This window comes from Roseitalea porphyridii (genome assembly GCF_004331955.1).
In the GTDB taxonomy this organism is placed as follows: Bacteria; Pseudomonadota; Alphaproteobacteria; order Rhizobiales; family Rhizobiaceae; genus Roseitalea; species Roseitalea porphyridii.
Window position 1 is genome coordinate 825,145 of record NZ_CP036532.1, and the last position, 17,049, is coordinate 842,193.

Consider the following 17,049-nt stretch of genomic DNA (forward strand, 5'->3'; position numbering starts at 1 on the left):
GATGGGTGTTGAAGTCGGAGGCCTTCTGGGCCTGCTGCTGCTGATCGCCATGGTCTGGGCGATCTACAGCATCTTTCAATCGACCGCCTCGACGGGCGCCAAGGTGCTCTGGACGGTTCTGATCATCGTCGTGCCCGTCGTCGGTCTCATCATCTGGCTGATCTTCGGACCGAAGGGCAAGAGCAGCCACGCGGTCTGACCGACCGCGTCCAAGCGAAAGGAGTTCGTCATGTCGACCAATCGCAGCCCCGGCATCATCAACCAGGCGCTCGGTGTCGAAAAGGACTACACGCCCGAGGAGATCGCAGCCCATGACGAGTGGAGCGACCAGCAGAAGCTGGAGCGTCTTCAGAAGATGAAGACCGACGCCATCGCGCTCCAGCGTGCCGAATCCGAGGGCATGGAAGGCGGCGAGAAGATGGACCTTCAATCGATCGAACGCGCCATCGAGGCCGTCAAGAAGAGCCAGAGCCAGGCCGACCCCGGCGACGGCAAGAAGGTGCGGCCCGAATGGACGTCGGGCGTCCAGTAGGACGTTCGACGCGGTTTTGAGCGAAACTGAGCGCATCCGGCGCAGCGCGCCGGGTGCGCTTTTTCGCGCGTGGCGTCCCGTTGCTTGCCCGGAGGGCAGATGCGTTCAGATGAACGGGCGCTTTTCGTCGGGCAGGCCGTCCCAGCCGGCGATCTCGCAGAGCTGGTCGAGGTCGGTGATCGAAAAGCCCGATTCGCGCCAGCCGATGACGCCGAGCTTCTGCAGCTTCTTGAGGGTCTTGTTGGTGTGGACAAGCGACAGGCCGAGCGTGTCGGCCACGTGCTGCTGGGTCAGTGGCGCGATCAGTGGCTTCTTGCCGAACAGGCCGACGCCCTTGGCGCGCTCCTGCAGATAGGCCAGCAGATAGGCCGACCGCTCGAGCGCCGACCGCCGGCCGATGCTGAGCAGATGCTCGTCGAGGATCTGCTCCTCGCGCGCGGCGAGCCATGTGATGTCGTAGGCGAGCGCCGGAAACTTCCGGTACAGTTCCGTCAGCCGGTCGCGTTCGAACAGGCACAGATGCATGTCCGACAGGCATTCGACCGAATGCTGCATCTCGGCCAGCAGCGAGCCCTGCAGGCCGACGAAATCCCCCGGCATGACGTAATTCAGGATCTGCCGCCGGCCGTCCTCGAGCATCTTGTAGCGGAAGCCCCATCCCGAAATCACCGTGTAGAGGTGCGGGCTGTTGGCGCCTTCCACAAACAGGGTCGAGCGGGCCTCGGCGAACAGTTCGCCGCGCTTGAAGCCCGAAACGTAGCTCACCTCGTTGTCGGTGAACTCGCGGAAGAAGCCGCTCGCACGCAGCGGGCACTCCTCGCACGGGATGGCGCGTGTCTTCGATGGCGGTGTCGTGTCCGGGCGCTTGTTCATCGCGCCGATGGCCCGTCGATCGGGTATGTCAAAGTTAAATGATCCCCTTTTGAGACTTTCGTATGAGCGGTGCGGCGCACGAATAAGAACTGGGGACTGCGTTGCCTGCCACTTTCAACGTTCTGATCATCGAGGACGAACTGCTGATCGCGGTCAGCATCGAACAGGTCGCGCTCGAGATGGGCGCCAGCGACGTGGCGATCCTGCGGCGGCAGGAAGCGCTGCGCTTCGTCCCCGGCAGCGATTTCACGGCCAACATCGCCATCGTCGACGAGCGCACCGCGAACCAGCATTTGCATGCCATCGTGGATCTGGTCGTGGAGACCGAGGCGGTGCTGATCGTCATGACCACCGACAGCGAGCCGGCCGGAGACGGCCTTCTGGAATCGGCGGCGGCGCTGCTCAAGAAGCCTTTCGGTGACGAGGACATCAGGCGCGCGCTCATGGCCGCCCTTCAGCGCATAAGGTCCTGATCGCCCGCCCGGCGGCCCGTTCATTTCGAACCGCTGGCCTTTTCGCTGCGCTCGAGTTCCTCGAGCAGGGCGGTGAACCGGTCCGGCACCGCCTCGCTGGCGGTCTCGTCATAGGTCTGGCGCAGCCGTTCGCCGATCTTGCGGACGACATCCTCGTCCACGCGGCTCCCTTGCGCCGGGTTTGTTTTCTTGTCAGTCTTCGATGTCATCACGTCTGGCCCTGTCCCGATCGCTGTTCAACGCAGCCGCCGCAAAAAAGTTCCGGGCAGGGGAACCCAATCGCGCAACAGTCGTTGAACGCTTGAATCTATGTTGTGTTCCGGAGGGAAACCAAATGCCGCTTGCCTCGCAAATTGCCCCGCATATTCCGCTCTTGCGCCGATTTGCCCGTGCCCTGACAGGTTCGCAACGCGCCGGCGACCGCTATGTGACGGCCCTGCTCGAGGCGCTCGTCGCCGATACAAGCATATTTCCCGCTCAGGACAATCCCAAGGTCGGCCTTTATCAGGCTTTTCTCGCGCTCTGGTCGTCGCTCGACGTCAATCTGAAGGCCGATGAACCCGGTGGCGGCGTCCTGCAGCCGGCCGAGCGCAATCTTCAGGCGATCGCGCCGTTGCCGCGCCAGGCGTTCCTGCTCACCTCGGTCGAGGGCTTCAGCCGCGAGGAAGCGGGCGAGATTCTCGGCGTTCCGGCCGGCGAGGTCGACACGCTGATCGATCAGGCGTCCAAGGACATCGCCAGCCAGGTCGCGACCAGCGTCCTGATCATCGAGGACGAGCCGCTGATCGCCATGGACATCGAGGCGATGGTCGAGGATCTCGGCCACCGGGTGACCGGCATCGCGCGCACGCACGAGGAGGCGATCGGCCTGTGCCGCAAGGAACGTCCCGGCATCGTTCTGGCCGACATCCAGCTTGCCGACGGCAGCTCCGGACTTGAGGCGGTCAACGAGATCCTCCAGTCGATGAGCGTGCCGGTCGTCTTCATCACCGCCTTCCCCGAACGTCTTCTGACCGGGGAACGGCCCGAACCGGCCTATCTGGTCACCAAACCCTTCCAGCCGCAGACGGTGGCCGCGCTGATCAGCCAGGCCCTGTTCTTCGAGCAGGGGGCGGAAAAGGCCGCCTGACCTTGCGCGGCGTCAAGGCATCGGCGGACATCCACTCAAGGCCGGCCCCTACGTCGGCGGACCCCGATGCGAGTACCAATGGAGTGACACGGCTTGGCGCAGCCAATGGCCTCGCTTGAACCGATAGCGGCGTTCGACCGGCCCGATCTCGACATGCTTTCGACGGCATTGGAGGGATCGCCGGTCACCGTCTTCTTTCAGGATGCCGACGACCGGTTCGTGTGGATCGAGAACCAGCAGTCGATCTGGGCGAGCGACAATCTGGTGGGCCTTACCGATGCCGAAGTGTTCACGCCCGAAAGCACCGAGCGCCTTGCCAACGTCAAGAAGCAGGCGCTCGAGGACGAGGCCAAGCAGACGGTCGAACTGACCCCGCTCGAAAAGGTCGTGGCGGACGGCTCCGAATGCCGGCTCAAGGTGACGGTCCAGGCAATGCGCGGCGCCGATGGCGCGCTGCGCGGCTATCTGTGCGCCTCGCTCGACATCACGCTGGAGATGCAGCGCGAACGCACGCTCAAGAGCCTGCTGCGCGAGGTCGCGCACCGGTCCAAGAACATGCTCGCCATGGTGCTGAGCCTGTCGGCGCAGACCGCGCGCTCGGCGAGAACCACCGACGGGTTCCTGCGATCGTTCACCGGCCGGGTACAGTCGCTCGCCAAGTCCCAGGACGTCATCACCGAACGCAACTGGACCGGCGCCGGCTTTCGCGACCTCGTCGACCAGCAGGTCTTCAAGGTCGTCCAGCTCGGCGGCGCCCGCATCGAGGTCACCGGCTCGAACCCTAACTTCACGCCCTCGGCCGCCCTGCATGTCGGACTGGCGTTGCACGAACTGGTCACCAACGCGCTCGTGCACGGCGCGCTGATCCAGCCGCAGGGGCGCATCGTCATCGATTGCACGATCGTCGAGGAGGCGGGCCATTCGCCCACCGCGCGTCTGACCTGGAAGGAAACAACGCCGGAGGAATTGGCGGTCCCGCCGGCGAGCGAGCGCAGTTTCGGGCGGACGATGCTCGAACGGGTCGTCCCCGCCGCCGTCAACGGCACGGGGACGCTGTCGTTCAGCACCGACGGCGTGCTCTACACGCTGACCATCGCCTCGACGGAGTTCTACTAAAGGGATTGGGGTGACGATCGCCGTCAGGCGACCGACACCGTCTTGGCGTTGACGAAGGCGAGGATCCCCTCGCGCGACAGCTCGCGGCCATAGCCGGAATTCTTCACGCCCCCGAACGGCAGGCGCGGATCGGACGCGACCATCTGGTTGACGAACACCGACCCCGCTTCGACCTCGTCGATGAACCTGTCGATCTCGGCCTCGTCGCGGCTCCATACCGAACTTCCAAGACCGAACGGCGTCTCGTTGGCGATCGCGATCGCCTCGTCGATATCGCCGACCCGGTGCAGCATGGCGACCGGGCCGAACAGTTCCTCGTAACGGCCGGGCGCGTCCCCCGGAACGTCCGTGACGATCGTCGGGGCAAAGAAGTAGCCCTGCCGCTGCACGGGCTTGCCACCGAGCATGATCGTCGCGCCGGACCTCGCCAGCGCGTCGACCTGCTCGGTCAGCGTGTCGAGCGCATCGGCGCTCGAAAGCGGACCAAGTTCGGTGTCCTCGTCCATCGGATCGCCGATCGCCAGGTCGCCGAACCGCTTGGCCATCGCCTCGGCGAACCGGTCGTGAATGTCGGCGTGGACGATGAAGCGCTTGGCCGCGATGCACGACTGACCGTTGTTGATCATACGGGCCTTCACCGCCGTCTCGACGGCCGCCTCGATGTCGGCGCTGGGCATGACGATAAACGGGTCGGAGCCGCCGAGTTCGAGCAAGCTGGGCTTGATCCTGTCGCCGGCCGTCGCCGCGACGGCCCGGCCGGCGCCCTCGCTGCCGGTCAGGGTCACCGCCTTGACGCGGTCGTCCTCGATGATCGCCTCGACCTGGTCCGAACCGATCAGTAGCGAGGCGAAGACGCCTTGCGGAAAGTCGGCGTCCAGGAACAATTCCTCGATCGCCTGGGCGCATTGCGGCACATTGCTGGCATGCTTGAGCAGGCCGACATTGCCGGCCATCAGCGTCGGCGCGGCGAACCTGAAGACCTGCCAGTAGGGGAAGTTCCACGGCATGACCGCCAGCACGATGCCAAGCGGCCGATACCGCACGAAGGCCCGTGAAGCGCTCGACTCGCGCGGGCTGTCGGCGAGGAAGTCCTCGGCATTGTCGGCATAGTAGCGGCATACCCAGGCGCATTTTTCGACTTCCGAGCGCGCCTCTGCGATGCGCTTGCCCATTTCCTCGGTGGCAAGGCGCGCCAGCGTCTCGCGGCGCGCGTCGAGAAGATCGGCGGCGGCGTGCATCAGCTTGGCGCGCTCCCCGATCGGGCGACCCCGCCAGTCGCCGAAGGCGCGCGCGCCATTGTCGATGGCGTGGCGCACGGCGGTGTCGTCATGACGGGTGAAGGCCTTGCGGGTTTCCGCCGTGGCCGGATTGACGCTGTCGGGCATGTCCTGCTCCAGAAAAAGTGGGAGAGAGGCCTTAGCGGGGGGCTTGGGGGAGGTAAGGCCTCTCTCCTACCGTCCGAAGCGTGGGACGGAGCCGGACGGCGATCCAGCGGATCATCGCCTTAACGCACCGTTCACCAGATCGTTCCTGATCGTGCGCAACAAAATCAGTGGTTGCGCAGGGCCGTGATCAGATCATCCTTCGACATGTCGGACCGGCCCTCGATGCCGATCTCCTGGGCGCGCTCGTAGAGCTCGTCGCGCGTCCATTCCTCATAGGCATCGGCCTTGCCGCCCTTCTTTGACGGGTTCTGGCTCTGGTTGGCCTGCGCGTTGGCGATCCGGGCCGCCTTTTCCTTCGACATGCCCTTGTCGCGCAGTTCGTCATAGGCGTCGTCGTTCTTGATCTGGGGTCCGTGGTCTTTACCGGGCATGGCTTGCCTCCGTGTCTGTTTCGGGTCTCAGGCGGCGATCATGGTGAAGCGCCAGAACAGCCAGAGCCACAACGGGCACAGCACCCAGCCGACAAGCGCGCTGAGCCCGTCGCGGGCGATGATCGCCACGGCGAACAGCAGAATGATCAGGCTGGGCATGACGACCGCCCAGGGAATGAGGACGACGGGAAGAAACGACAGCGCCAGCAGCACCGACGCCGCCGCCATCAGCTGGTTGGCCGGGCCCGACACGAACACTTCCAGCCGGCGGTGAAGCCAGCGGTCGATGCGCTCCGACCAGCGCCGCATGAAGGCCGTTCCGCGGTCGACGCGGTCGGCGGACACGGTCCGGTTGCGCAGAAAGCCGGGCAGCCAGGGGTTCTTGCGGCCGGCGACAAGTTGCGCGCCGACGAGGACGAGCAGGACGGCGATGATCAGCGATGCACCGGGAATGGCGCCGAGCGGCGAGATCGAGATCAGGGCGGGCACGCCGAGCAGCGCGCCGAACCCGCGATGCCCGAACGCGTCGACGATCTCGCCGACGCTCATCGTCTGTCCGTCATTGGCCTCGCTGAGGTCGTCGACGATCGATGTCAGGCTCGTCGTCCCGCTCATGGTCAACTCCGGTCGCCATTGGGCGGCGTTCAGCCGACCGCCGGTTGGGCCAGCACGTGGATCGACACCGAATCCGGGCCATAATCGCTGCTGTCGTCGACCTTGAGGATCTCGGCGAGCTTGTTGCGGGCGCGCGAGACACGGCTCTTGACCGTGCCGACCGCGCAGCCGCACACGGCCGCCGCTTCCTCGTAGCTCATGCCCGAGGCGCCGACCAGAATGATCGCTTCGCGCTGATCGTCCGGCAGGAGCTGCAAGGCCTTCTTCATGTCTTCCAGATCGAGCATGCCCGACTGTTCGGGATGCGTTGCCAGCCCTTCGGTGAGCGCGCCGTCGGCGTCGGACACCTCGCGGCCCTTCTTGCGCATCTGCGAATAGAACTCGTTGCGCAGGATGGTGAACAGCCAGGCGCGGATGTTGGTGCCGGGCATGAAGGTGCTCTGCTTGTGCCACGCCTTGACCAGCGTTTCCTGCACCAGATCGTCGGCGCGATCGGCGTTGCCGGCCAGCGACATCGCAAATGCCCGCAGGCTGGGAATGGATTGCAGAAGATCCGCCTTGAACTCTGCGCGTTCTGTCATTGACGGTGTTCCCTGTTGGAGGACGGCATGCCATCGATCGACGAGGCGCCCCCATTTGTGGCCGACTGGGTTTCGACCTGTTCAAGCTGCTCGAGCAGTTCGGCGAAGCGATCCGGCACGGGCTCGCGGGCCACCTCTTCATAGGTGGCCTTCAGGCGTTGGCTGATGCGATCAAGCGACTGCCAGTTCAGCCCGAGGGGCGGATCGGTCCGATATTCGAAGGGATCGGTACTCATGGACCTCTCATTTGCGTTCGCATTCGGTTCATAACGCCGCAGAGGCGCTCTGGTTCCGGGCGCCCGGGCGGGCATCAGGACTGCGGCTGCTGGCTGCCGAGGCGCTTGATTGCCTCGTCGATTTCCTTGGCGATCGGCTCGAGGTCGTGGTCGGGATCGGCCCGCATGCGCGCGTCGACCTCCCGCTTCATCGCTTCCAGCTCGGCCAGTTTCTCCGATGCGGGGGTCGCCGAAACCATCACCGCGCGCACGTCGCGCGGCGTGATCACGAGCGCGGTCTGCGCGACATCGGTCTCGTCGCCCACATCGGCCTTGACCGGCTTGTCCGTCTGACTGGCTTTGGCATTCATCGTTCTCTCCTTCCGGTCAGGCGCGCCTCGTGAAACGCCTCGGAACCAGCTCGTCAGGCCGGAACCCGGGCCCATCCGAGGCCGTTATCGATCCACCATAGGACGACAAGAAAGGCGCATTATGACCGACCCCGAACAACGCGACGATGTGGACCGTTACCACGATATCGAGGCGCGCAAGCGCGGCGTTCCCGAGCAGGCGGGCGATCTGGCCGATCTGCAATCGGTGACGCCGCCGACCTGGGGGCCGGGCATGTGGTGGCGTATCGGTCTTGGTGCGCTGGCGGTTCTCATTCTGGTCCTGCTCGTCGTTCGCCTCGTCTAGCCGCCCGACATAACAGGGTCGTCCGCTGCCGGACGACCCTTCTCTGTGACGGGCACAATGGCGCTCAGAGGCGGGCGGCCCATTCGTCGACTTCGCGTTCGGCCTCTTCCTTCGACTTGCCATAGCGCTGGCGGACCTTGCCGGCCAGTTCCTCGCGGTCACCGCGGGCCTCGGCGATATCGTCGTCGGTCAACTGGCCCCATTGCTGACGGGCCTGACCCTGAAGCTCGGTCCATTTGCCTTTGACTTGGTCCCAGTTCATTGCGTGCGCTCCTTTCTGAAGTGTGACGGCCAATCAACGCCGGCGACGGCCGATCGTTCCTTTCCGGAAAGGAGCCGGTGACCGATCGAGCGGGTATCCCCGCATGGAACCAATTGGAGCGCGTCGCGCTTGACGATTGACCACTCAGACCGACAATCGGAGCGAACCATGTTGCGAATCATCACGGCGACCATGCTGGCGACGAGCCTCGCATGCCTCCCCGTTACGGCCGCCGCCCAGACCGGGACGGGCGGCCAGGCGTCCTACGCGGCCCTGACCATGACTGCCGGCGCGCAACTCGACAGCATCCTTCTGGCGATGGCGCAGCGCAAGTTCGGGCGCACCGAGGAGGCGATCAAGCTGACGGGCGATGCGATCGAATATGCTGAGCAGCTCAACGCGACGCTTAAGCGGCTCGCCTCCGATCGCTCGGGCGACCAGGCAACGCTCTATGGCGAGGCCGAGCAGCTCTCCACCGAGATCCTCGAGCTGCTGCGCGAACAGCGCACGGCGCTCGAGCAGGGCGACCGTCAGGCGTTCGGTCGAACCCGTGTCGCCATCTATCAGCGCGTGTCCGATCTGCCGGATCCGGTCTTCGTCGGGCCCGAGGGCCAACCGGAAAATGAGCGGTGAAGTCGGGCGAGTGTCCATGTCGCAGGAGGAGGACCGGGCCGGGCAGGACGATGGTGACGAGCTGCGGTCGCTGACCCAGATCGTCGACCGGACGCTGCGCGAGACGCGACGCGATCAGGTGGCCGTCGCCGACGTGCTCGACGCTTTCGGCCATGCCAGCTTCGCGCCGCTGTTGCTGGTGCCCGCGATCGCCGTGGTCACACCCTTGAGCGGTATTCCCGCCTTCTCCGCGTTCAGCGGCATATTGATCTTTCTGATCGCCAGCCAGTGGCTTGTCGGACGCGACCATATCTGGTTGCCGCAATGGGTCTCGCGCCGCCATGTCGCCGGAGACCGGCTTGCCGCCGCGATGCGCAAGATCCGCCCATGGGCCCAGCGCGTCGACCGGCACACGCGGCCACGGTTGCGGTTCCTCTTTCACAGGCCCTTCCGTTTCCTGCCGCCGCTGGCCTGCACCCTGTTCGGCGCGATGATGCCGTTCCTCGAACTGGTGCCGTTTTCCTCGTCGCTGCTCGGTGCGGCCGTCGTGCTGCTGTCCCTGTCCATGCTGACCCGGGACGGTCTGTTTGCGCTGGTCGCCCTGGTGCCGGTCGGCGGCGTCGGCTGGGCCATCGCCACGCTTATCAGCTAGAACGTTCAATCTCATCACGGAACGCTCTGAAGACCTGACCCGAAGGCATCATTGGCACAGCCGGCCGCCCGCCGTAATGTGGCGGCGGAGAGAAGAGGCGGGAGTTGCCGCATGGCGCGCAGCGACGAACCGGAAGGCCTTGGGCGTGCGGGGCAGGGTGGTGCCGATGCGCCGTCGACGGCCGTCGGGACGCCCGATGGTCCCGGCGCGCCCGACCCCGGCCCGGTCTTCGGCGGCCAGTTGCCGACGGTCGGCGACGCGACCGCCGTGCCTGCCGTCCGTTTCAATCCGCTGTCGACGAAGCCGGTGCGAACCGTGTTCATTCACGGCGTTCTCGCATCGACCTCCATGTGGAAATCCGTCGTCTCGGGGAACCTTGCCGACGAGGCGGCTGCCCTGCCGCTGCCCGGCCATTTTCCGTGGGCAATCGATGCCGAGGCGGCAGGCCGCGCCTTCGATGATCTGCGGTTCCTTCAAGCCTACCGCGACTGGCTGGAAGATGCTGCCACCGGGCCCGTCCACATCGTTGCGCATTCTGCGGGATCGGTCGCCGCGCTCAAGTTCGCCGCGCTCTATCCCGACCGCGTCGGTCACCTGACGTTGCTGGGCACGTTCGGCGACGGCCCCTCGGCGGTCGCCGCCAGCCTCATGGCCCGCACGGTCACGCTGCCGCTTGTCGGGCGTCCGCTGTTCGAGCGCCTGCACCGGCTCTGGCTGCAATCGGCCGACTGGTACAATGCCGGTCTGGCGACCGCCAAGCCGCCGCCGCCCGGTCACTCCGACCAGCCGGTGCAGCCGCCCTCGCGCGCCGAACGCGCAATGCTGGCCGATCTGCGGCGCAGCGATCCCGAAGCGTTGCGGCGCGCCGTGTTGTGGCTGCAGCAAACCTCGGTGCGCGAGGAACTGGCCGGCATCAAGACGCCGGCCACGGTGCTGGTGTGCCAGGACGATCCCGTCGTCAGCCTCGACAAGCAGATGGATATCGTGCGCTCGCTGCCGAACGCGACGGCCGTCGTCTCACATGTGGGCCATCTGCCGATGTTCGAGGCACCGGACGTGCTCCGCCGCATCATCGAAGGCCAGAACGAGGCGATGTTCGGAGCGGCGGCGGGAAGATCGTAGACAGCAGCGACAACAAAACGCGCAAAAAAAAGGGGGCCGGTCGGCCCCCTTTCCAAGTGTTGCAGGATCACGTGGCGGCGTTAGCCGTCCCAGCGTTCCATGCTTTCCAGTTCTTCCTCGGTCGCATCGACATAGACGGCCGTCGCGCCACCCAGGCCTTCGCCGCCACGGCGAATGTCGACCTGGTCGAAGTCAAGCGCCACCGGCTTTTCGCCGATACCCAGGAAGCCGCCAAAGTCGACGACGACATGGGTGATGTTGCCGTTCTCGTCGAGCACCAGATCGCCGATCTCGCCAACCCAGTTGGAGTCACCGGCATAGACGCGGGCGTCTTCGAGGTCTTCGGCGGTCAGCGAGGCGACATCGACCGGGTCGAGCGTGTCGCGCTCGGGTCGTGTCATTTCGCCTTCGCCTTCGGCCATCATCTGGTCATCGGTCGCGGCTTCACCTTCAGCGGCGGTGCCTTCACCTTCGGCCATCATCTGGTCGTCGGAACCTTCACCGGTCGCCATATCGTCCTGCGCCTCGGCATAGACTTCGCGCGTCGACAGTTCCTCGCCACCTTCGCTGTCGGTGGCTTCGGCGGTCTGGTCGCCGCTCATATACTCTTCGCTGTCTTCCAGCAGCTGACGGTCGCCGGTGAAGACGACGAAATATTCGCCTTCGTCATCGTCGTCCGGGACGAAGCGCAGATTGTCGAGCGAGACGCGGGTCCGCTTCTCGCCGATGCCGAGGAAGCCGCCCGCATCGATCACAACGGCGGTGATTTCGCCTTCCGGCGTGATCAGGACGTCTTCAACGTCGGCGATGTTTTCCCAGCTGTTCGGCGCATCCGTATAGGGCGTCTCGAACATCGATTCCTCGGCGCCGCCTTCGGGCATGAACACCGCGCGGTTCATCAGGTCCGTCACGCGGATGGTCATGTCGCCGCTGGCATATTGCGCGGCGGAGGTCTGCTCGGCGTCGGCTGTGTTCATGGTGTGGTTGTCGGCCATGGCCGGCATCGCCATGACGGCGACAAGCGCTGTCGTTGCAAGCAAGCGTTTCATTTGTTCACGTCTCCTTTGTTCGTGCGGGCACTCGGCCCGGCTGGCAAATGAACGTGCCAAATCGCGAAACGTTGCCGTGGGTGCGACAAAAAAATCGGCAAATACTGGGGAACCAGGGCGGCTCTGTCGGCGTATTCTTTCTTCTCACCAAAACGACTGCACGGCGGGGGAACCAGGGCGGCTCTGTCGGCGTATTCTTTCTTCTCACCAAAACGACTGCACGGCGATTGCTCCCAGATAGACAAGCACGATGCCGGCGCTCTCGAAGCCGATGCCGCCCGGGCCGCGCCGTTCGCGCACGATCAGGCCGAGCAGCAGGATCGCGGTCATGACAAGGCCCGTCGCCAGCCAGAAGAAATCGTCCGGACCGAGCGCGTGATAGAGCGATCCCTCACGGTAGCCGAAATCCGACAGGGTCAGGAAGAGCGTGTCGAACGTGTTGCCGCCGATGATGCCGCCGACCGCCAGTTGCAGCGCACCGCGCCTGACGGCGGCAAGCGTGGTGACGAGTTCGGGCAGAGACGTGACGACCGCCGTCATCAGCGCGCCGACCAGCGAGGCCGACAGCTCGAACCGGTCGACCAGTTCGCTGGCCACCTGCGCGATTGTCCATCCGGCAGCGCCCATCAGCAGCAGGAGCGCGCCGAACACCGCGAACAGGCCGGCGTTGCCGCGCGCGTCCTGTGGATCCTCGTCGGGTTCGTCCTGCTGCGTGAGCCGTGTGCCGACCGGCTTCCACATCGGATCGTCGCGCACCCGCTTGGAGGCGACGACACCGGCCAGATAGACGGCGATCAGCGCGATCGAGGCCGGATGGATCGCAAGAATGGTCACGTCCGGTCCGGTGTAGGCCAGAACGGGGATCGCCAGCAGCAGGATCAGCAGTGCGCCCTGAAAGACGTTCGCCAGTTCGGCAGCGGCATGTTCGAGATTGGCGCGGCGGTAGATCATGTCGGCCAGCGCGAGGAACGCGGTCTGCGCCGCGATGCCGCCGACGCCATTGGAGAAGGCCAGTGATGCCCGCCCGTCGAGCGCCGAGGTGATCGAGACGACAGTTCCCGACAAGGAGGTCGCCGCGCCGAGCAGCACGCCGCCGATCAACGCTTCGCCGAGCCCGGTCCTGTCGGCGATCCGGTCGGCAAGACCCGTCATGCGTATGCCGCAGGCCAGCACGATCAGGCCGGCCACCGTGAAGATCGCAAGCAGAACCGGCAATGAAAATGCGGAAAATGACATCGAGAGCGCCCCTGAATGTCATTTCAATGTGCGGCGGCGCGATTGGTTCAAACCGGCATGGGCACCGGCAGGGCGCTCAGGCTGTCAGCGCAACGAAGCCGCCAAGGCCGGCCAGCAGAACCGCGCCGAGCATCAGGAAACGCCGGCGCATCCGTCGGTCAAGCCGCGAGGCCCCTTCCGAATAGTCGAAGCGCTCGTAGATCACGCGGTCCATCGGCATGCCCAGATCGATCAGCGTATCGGAGACGACCGTCACCATCGGTCCCGGTCCGCACATCAGCGCCACGGTGCGCGCCGGCTCGAGCCCGCCCAGCATCGTCACCAGCCTGTCCCGGTCGAGCAGGCCGGTCTCTCCGTGCCAGTCGGGAGACGCCGCCTCGCTGAGCAGAAGCGTGCGCAGATCGAGCGTCTTTCCGGCCGCCGCGATTTCGGGCAGGCAGACGAAATTGTCCGGCGCTCCGGCCGCATAGGCGAGGCGCACAGGCCCTTCATGGCCCCGCGCGACGAGGTCGCGCAGAATGCCGATGATGGGTGCGATGCCGACGCCGCCGGCAATCAGCAGCAACCCGTCGCTGTTATGTGCCTCGAGCGTGAAATGGCCGAACGGCCCGTCGATGCCGATCGGCGTGCCGGGCTCGAGCGTGCCGATGCCGTTGGTGAAGTCACCCGCTTCCTTGATGATCAGGCTCACCCCAGGGCGCGCCGGGCTGCCAGCAATCGAGAACGGATGGTCGAACAGCGGAAAGCGCCGCGCGCCCTCGGTCATCCATACGAACTGGCCGGCATGGTAGCGCAGCGGCGGTGTGCCCGGCGCGGGCTCGATGTCGAGTTCCCAGAGCCTGTCGGCAAGTTTGGTGACCGAGGCGAGCCGCCATGGCCGCAGGTGCAGCCGCGCCCAGCGCACACCGTAGAGCACCAGGACCACGGCACAGACGGCCGCGCCGACGATCCACCAATAGATGCTGACGGGTCCGGTCGCGCTGAACCGGCCCACGGCAAAGGCGTGGTGAAGGCCGCCGCCGAGCGCAACGATCGCCAGGATGATGTGCGCGGCGCGCCAGATCTCGTAGCGCAGCCGCAGCCGGTTCCGGAACGCCGATCCGACGACCAGCAGCGCGAGCGCGGCGAGCGCGATGACGCCGGTCCGATAGTGCGGCAGCGTCAGATAGGCCACCAGCCGTTCGCGGCCGAGTTCGGGGTCGGCTAGAAAGGTCGGGACGGTATAGGCGACGGGGTGCAACAGGAGCGCCAGCAATGCCCACCAGGCCGCGGTCTTGTGGAACGCCATAACCCTGTCGATGCCGAGCCGCCCCGATACGATCTCGAAGCGGCCGGACGTGACGAACTGAACGGCGATGACGGCGAGACCGACAAGCCCGAGCCCGGCGGCAAGGATTTCCCACGGCGCCGACGGCGCCACATCGCGCATCATCGCCAGCACCAAAGGCGCAAGGCACACCACCGGATACAGCACCGCAACCGCAGTAGCGGACAGGCGCAGCCCCGAGCCCTCCGATTGCGAGGACGTCTCTGACCCCGGCATGTCGCCTCCCCGTGAGTTTATCGGCGCCGGCATGGTGATAGAGTTGCCTGGCGCCGGATGTCGTTGATCGGAGTCAATGCGCGGCGATCCCGTCGCGTCCATAGAAAAATGGCGCAGTTCCGGCCACGCGACCCTGCCGAGACGAGCGCGCGCGAACCTTTGCGATGGGAAACGTCATGCGCATAGCCCGCCTGCTGCTCTTGCTCCTCGTGGCCGTATTTGCCGGCACTGCACCCCTTGCCGCGCAGGAGGACGGAACCGAACCGTCCGGCGCCGAGGCCCTCGAAAGCCTGTCGGACTTCGCCGAGGCCTGGTTGTCGGGCCCGCATGCGGACTATCGCTCCCCGTCCTTCACCCACTGGAACGAGGATGGCGAGATCCCGCCGCGATGCGCCGCCTGCCATTCAGAGACCGGCTTTCTCGACTGGCTCGGAGCCGACGGCAGCGCGCCGCTCGCCGTCGATCATCCGGCCACCATCAACACGGTCATCGGGTGCGCCTCGTGCCACGTCTCCGAAGCCGAAACGCTCGATGCGACCCCGTTTCCCTCCGGCGTGACCGTGACCGGCCTCGGCACGTCGGCAACGTGTACCGTGTGCCACCAGGGTCTGGCCTCGACCGACACGGTCGTCTCGGCGACCGAAGGCCTCGATCCCGACGCGGTCTCGGACGATCTGTCCTTCATCAATGTCCATTACGGTATCGCAGCGGCCGTGATGCACGGCGCCGAGGTTCGGGGCGGCTTTCAGTATGAGGGCCGCAGCTATGCGGGTCGCTTTACCCATGTGCCGAGCGCCAACAGTTGCGTTGCCTGCCACGAACCGCACACGACCGAGGTCGCGACCGAAGGGTGCCTTGCCTGTCACCAGGGCGTCACCGAGATCAGCGCGATCCGCACCCGGCACGCCGACTTCGACGGCGACGGCAACACCGCCGGCGGCATCGCCGACGAGATCGCCGGACTGCACGCCCGTCTCCACGACGCGATAAGGGCGTACGGCCGCGAGATCGCCGGCACGCCGATCGGCTATCACCCGGACAGCTATCCCTACTTCTTCGCCGATGGAAACGACGATGGCGCGATCGGCGCGGACGAAGCGATCTATCCCAACCGCTACCAGAGCTGGACGCCGCGCCTCGTCAGGGCCGCCTACAACTATCAGGTGGTCGCCAAGGACAAGGGCGCATGGGCTCATCATCCGCAATATGCGCTGCAACTGCTCCATGACAGCCTCGAAAGCCTGTCCGAAAGCGTCGATATCGACATGACCGGTCTGGTTCGGCCGTAGCGGCACCGGCGGGCGGACATCACCACCATGGAACAAGGCACGCTGCTCGTCGCGCTCGGCATCCTGTTCCTTGCAGGCTTGGCGCTCGATGCGGTCGGACGCATCGTACACATACCGCGCGTCACCCTGCTGATCCTGCTCGGTGCGCTGCTCGGTCCACCCGTGCTCAACATGCTGCCGGCGCCGCTGGCCACCGCCGATGGCATCTACGCCGATGCCGCCCTGACCATGGTCGCCTTCCTTCTGGGCGGCTCGCTCAAGCCGGAAACCCTGCGCGCCCAGGGACGCGAAATCCTCGTCGTCTCGTTGACCGTCGTCATCGTCTCCGTCGCGCTGGTCGCCGGCGGGCTCTATCTTGTGGGCGTGCCGGCCGCATTGGCCATCCTTCTGGGGGGCATCTCGTCTGCGACCGCGCCGGCCGCAACGCTCGACGTGATCCGCCAGTCCGGCAGCACCGGCCGGTTCGCCCGGAACATTCTGGGGATCGTGGCCATCGACGATGCCTGGGGCCTTCTGGCCTTCAGCGGTGCGCTGACGCTCGCCGGCACGATGGCCGCCGCCGGCATGCTGTCGGGCGCGGGCGCCGGCACGCTCGCCCATGGCGCCATCGAGGTCGGCGGCGCGATCGTGCTCGGCGCCGCCATCGGCTTGCCGGCGAGCTACCTGACCGGCCGGCTCAAGAAGGGCGAACCGACGCTGCTCGAAGCGCTCGGCGTCGTCTTCCTTTGTGCCGGCCTGGCGCTCTATTTCGAGGTCTCCTTCCTGCTGACGGGCATGGTCTGCGGCGCGGTCGTCGTCAATCTCGCCCGCCACCACGACCAGCCCTTCCATGAGATCGAGCGCATCGAATGGCCGTTCCTGCTGCTGTTCTTCGTCATGGCCGGCGCGTCGCTCAACGTGTCCATGCTCGAACAGATCGGCGGGATCGGCCTTGCCTATGTCGGGCTGCGCATCGTCGCCCGGATGATCGGCGGTCTCGCCGGCGGCGCGCTCGCCGGTCTGCCCCCGCGCGAAGGGGCGCTGACCGGACTTGCGCTGATGCCGCAGGCCGGCGTTGCGATCGGCATGGCGCTGGTGGCGAGCGAACGCCTGCCGCAATATGCGCCCCAGATCCTGGCGATCACCATCGCCAGCACGATCATCTTCGAGATCATCGGCCCGTTCTTCACGCAGTTCGCGATTGCCAGGGCCGATCGCGACGCGGCCGCCGGCAGGTCCGGCGTTGCCCGTTAGCGCGG

At 65.9% G+C, this 17,049-nt stretch carries 23 protein-coding genes; 11 read left to right on the forward strand and 12 right to left on the reverse strand.

Annotated features, from left to right (window positions below):
- The first annotated feature begins 1 nt into the window (after position 1).
- Together E0E05_RS03920 and E0E05_RS03925 are read left to right on the forward strand one after the other, a co-directional pair.
- On the forward strand, positions 2–199 hold the full coding sequence (locus tag E0E05_RS03920) for a PLD nuclease N-terminal domain-containing protein (protein ID WP_039723661.1): 198 nt from the start codon (positions 2–4) through the stop codon (positions 197–199).
- 30 nt (positions 200–229) lie between these two features.
- Positions 230–532, forward strand: a complete 303-nt coding sequence (locus E0E05_RS03925) for a hypothetical protein (RefSeq protein ID WP_039723662.1) — start codon at positions 230–232, stop codon at positions 530–532.
- Between the two features lie 105 nt (positions 533–637).
- Here the strand turns inward: E0E05_RS03925 and E0E05_RS03930 are convergent, their stop codons facing one another.
- Positions 638–1,405 (reverse strand): Crp/Fnr family transcriptional regulator, encoded by a 768-nt coding sequence (locus E0E05_RS03930; RefSeq protein WP_131615534.1) that lies wholly within the window; start codon positions 1,403–1,405, stop codon positions 638–640.
- Positions 1,406–1,506: 101 nt separating this feature from the next.
- Between E0E05_RS03930 and E0E05_RS03935 the strand changes: the two genes are divergently transcribed.
- Complete coding sequence (locus E0E05_RS03935) at positions 1,507–1,878, forward strand: response regulator (RefSeq protein ID WP_131615535.1); 372 nt, start codon at positions 1,507–1,509, stop codon at positions 1,876–1,878.
- Between the two features lie 20 nt (positions 1,879–1,898).
- Here the strand turns inward: E0E05_RS03935 and E0E05_RS03940 are convergent, their stop codons facing one another.
- A complete protein-coding gene (locus tag E0E05_RS03940) occupies positions 1,899–2,039 on the reverse strand; it encodes a NepR family anti-sigma factor (protein WP_131615536.1) in 141 nt (46 codons plus the stop codon).
- 173 nt (positions 2,040–2,212) lie between these two features.
- On the opposite strand from E0E05_RS03940, the gene E0E05_RS03945 reads away from it, so the two are divergent.
- Positions 2,213–3,007 carry a response regulator gene (locus tag E0E05_RS03945; protein ID WP_131615537.1) on the forward strand — a complete coding sequence of 265 codons (795 nt, stop codon included), beginning with the start codon at positions 2,213–2,215 and terminating at the stop codon, positions 3,005–3,007.
- A gap of 105 nt (positions 3,008–3,112) precedes the next feature.
- Positions 3,113–4,123, forward strand: coding sequence for a sensor histidine kinase (locus tag E0E05_RS03950; protein ID WP_131615538.1), 1,011 nt, complete (start codon positions 3,113–3,115; stop codon positions 4,121–4,123).
- 23 nt (positions 4,124–4,146) lie between these two features.
- Here E0E05_RS03950 and E0E05_RS03955 read toward each other — a convergent pair whose 3' ends face one another.
- From E0E05_RS03955 to E0E05_RS03980, 6 genes are all read right to left on the reverse strand, one after another.
- Complete coding sequence (locus tag E0E05_RS03955; protein WP_131615539.1) at positions 4,147–5,508, reverse strand: NAD-dependent succinate-semialdehyde dehydrogenase; 1,362 nt, start codon at positions 5,506–5,508, stop codon at positions 4,147–4,149.
- 164 nt (positions 5,509–5,672) lie between these two features.
- Positions 5,673–5,939 carry a DUF7218 family protein gene (locus tag E0E05_RS03960; RefSeq protein WP_131615540.1) on the reverse strand — a complete coding sequence of 89 codons (267 nt, stop codon included), beginning with the start codon at positions 5,937–5,939 and terminating at the stop codon, positions 5,673–5,675.
- A 27-nt stretch (positions 5,940–5,966) separates the two neighbouring features.
- Positions 5,967–6,554, reverse strand: coding sequence for an exopolysaccharide biosynthesis protein (locus E0E05_RS03965; RefSeq protein ID WP_131615541.1), 588 nt, complete (start codon positions 6,552–6,554; stop codon positions 5,967–5,969).
- A gap of 29 nt (positions 6,555–6,583) precedes the next feature.
- The gene (locus E0E05_RS03970) at positions 6,584–7,135 is read right to left on the reverse strand and encodes a sigma-70 family RNA polymerase sigma factor (RefSeq protein WP_131615542.1); all 552 of its coding nucleotides are present in this window, start codon (positions 7,133–7,135) and stop codon (positions 6,584–6,586) included.
- Positions 7,132–7,371: a NepR family anti-sigma factor gene (locus tag E0E05_RS03975; RefSeq protein ID WP_158629267.1), complete on the reverse strand. Its 240-nt coding sequence runs from the start codon at positions 7,369–7,371 to the stop codon at positions 7,132–7,134. Before E0E05_RS03975 ends, E0E05_RS03970 begins: the two co-directional genes overlap by 4 nt.
- A 74-nt stretch (positions 7,372–7,445) precedes the next feature.
- On the reverse strand, positions 7,446–7,721 hold the full coding sequence (locus E0E05_RS03980) for a hypothetical protein (protein WP_131615543.1): 276 nt from the start codon (positions 7,719–7,721) through the stop codon (positions 7,446–7,448).
- Positions 7,722–7,842: 121 nt separating this feature from the next.
- Here E0E05_RS03980 and E0E05_RS03985 point away from each other — a divergent pair, with 121 nt between their 5' ends.
- A complete protein-coding gene (locus E0E05_RS03985; protein WP_131615544.1) occupies positions 7,843–8,046 on the forward strand; it encodes a hypothetical protein in 204 nt (67 codons plus the stop codon).
- Between the two features lie 64 nt (positions 8,047–8,110).
- Here the strand turns inward: E0E05_RS03985 and E0E05_RS03990 are convergent, their stop codons facing one another.
- Complete coding sequence (locus E0E05_RS03990; RefSeq protein WP_131615545.1) at positions 8,111–8,308, reverse strand: CsbD family protein; 198 nt, start codon at positions 8,306–8,308, stop codon at positions 8,111–8,113.
- A gap of 168 nt (positions 8,309–8,476) precedes the next feature.
- Between E0E05_RS03990 and E0E05_RS03995 the strand changes: the two genes are divergently transcribed.
- The 3 genes from E0E05_RS03995 to E0E05_RS04005 all read left to right on the forward strand — a co-directional run bounded on the left by E0E05_RS03995 (position 8,477) and on the right by E0E05_RS04005 (position 10,694).
- Positions 8,477–8,941, forward strand: a complete 465-nt coding sequence (locus tag E0E05_RS03995; RefSeq protein WP_131615546.1) for a hypothetical protein — start codon at positions 8,477–8,479, stop codon at positions 8,939–8,941.
- Positions 8,942–8,957: 16 nt separating this feature from the next.
- The gene (locus tag E0E05_RS04000; protein WP_131615547.1) at positions 8,958–9,572 is read left to right on the forward strand and encodes an exopolysaccharide biosynthesis protein; all 615 of its coding nucleotides are present in this window, start codon (positions 8,958–8,960) and stop codon (positions 9,570–9,572) included.
- Between the two features lie 111 nt (positions 9,573–9,683).
- Complete coding sequence (locus E0E05_RS04005; protein WP_131615548.1) at positions 9,684–10,694, forward strand: alpha/beta fold hydrolase; 1,011 nt, start codon at positions 9,684–9,686, stop codon at positions 10,692–10,694.
- Positions 10,695–10,774: 80 nt separating this feature from the next.
- Here the strand turns inward: E0E05_RS04005 and E0E05_RS04010 are convergent, their stop codons facing one another.
- From E0E05_RS04010 to E0E05_RS04020, 3 genes are all read right to left on the reverse strand, one after another.
- On the reverse strand, positions 10,775–11,743 hold the full coding sequence (locus tag E0E05_RS04010) for a PRC-barrel domain-containing protein (RefSeq protein ID WP_131615549.1): 969 nt from the start codon (positions 11,741–11,743) through the stop codon (positions 10,775–10,777).
- Positions 11,744–11,947: 204 nt separating this feature from the next.
- Positions 11,948–12,979: a sodium:calcium antiporter gene (locus tag E0E05_RS04015; protein WP_131615550.1), complete on the reverse strand. Its 1,032-nt coding sequence runs from the start codon at positions 12,977–12,979 to the stop codon at positions 11,948–11,950.
- A 76-nt stretch (positions 12,980–13,055) separates the two neighbouring features.
- Positions 13,056–14,522, reverse strand: a complete 1,467-nt coding sequence (locus E0E05_RS04020) for a ferredoxin reductase family protein (RefSeq protein ID WP_131615551.1) — start codon at positions 14,520–14,522, stop codon at positions 13,056–13,058.
- Positions 14,523–14,698: 176 nt separating this feature from the next.
- Between E0E05_RS04020 and E0E05_RS04025 the strand changes: the two genes are divergently transcribed.
- Together E0E05_RS04025 and E0E05_RS04030 are read left to right on the forward strand one after the other, a co-directional pair.
- Complete coding sequence (locus tag E0E05_RS04025; protein ID WP_244597915.1) at positions 14,699–15,811, forward strand: polyheme membrane-associated cytochrome C; 1,113 nt, start codon at positions 14,699–14,701, stop codon at positions 15,809–15,811.
- Between the two features lie 27 nt (positions 15,812–15,838).
- On the forward strand, positions 15,839–17,044 hold the full coding sequence (locus tag E0E05_RS04030) for a cation:proton antiporter (RefSeq protein ID WP_131615552.1): 1,206 nt from the start codon (positions 15,839–15,841) through the stop codon (positions 17,042–17,044).
- The last annotated feature ends 5 nt before the right edge of the window (positions 17,045–17,049 follow it).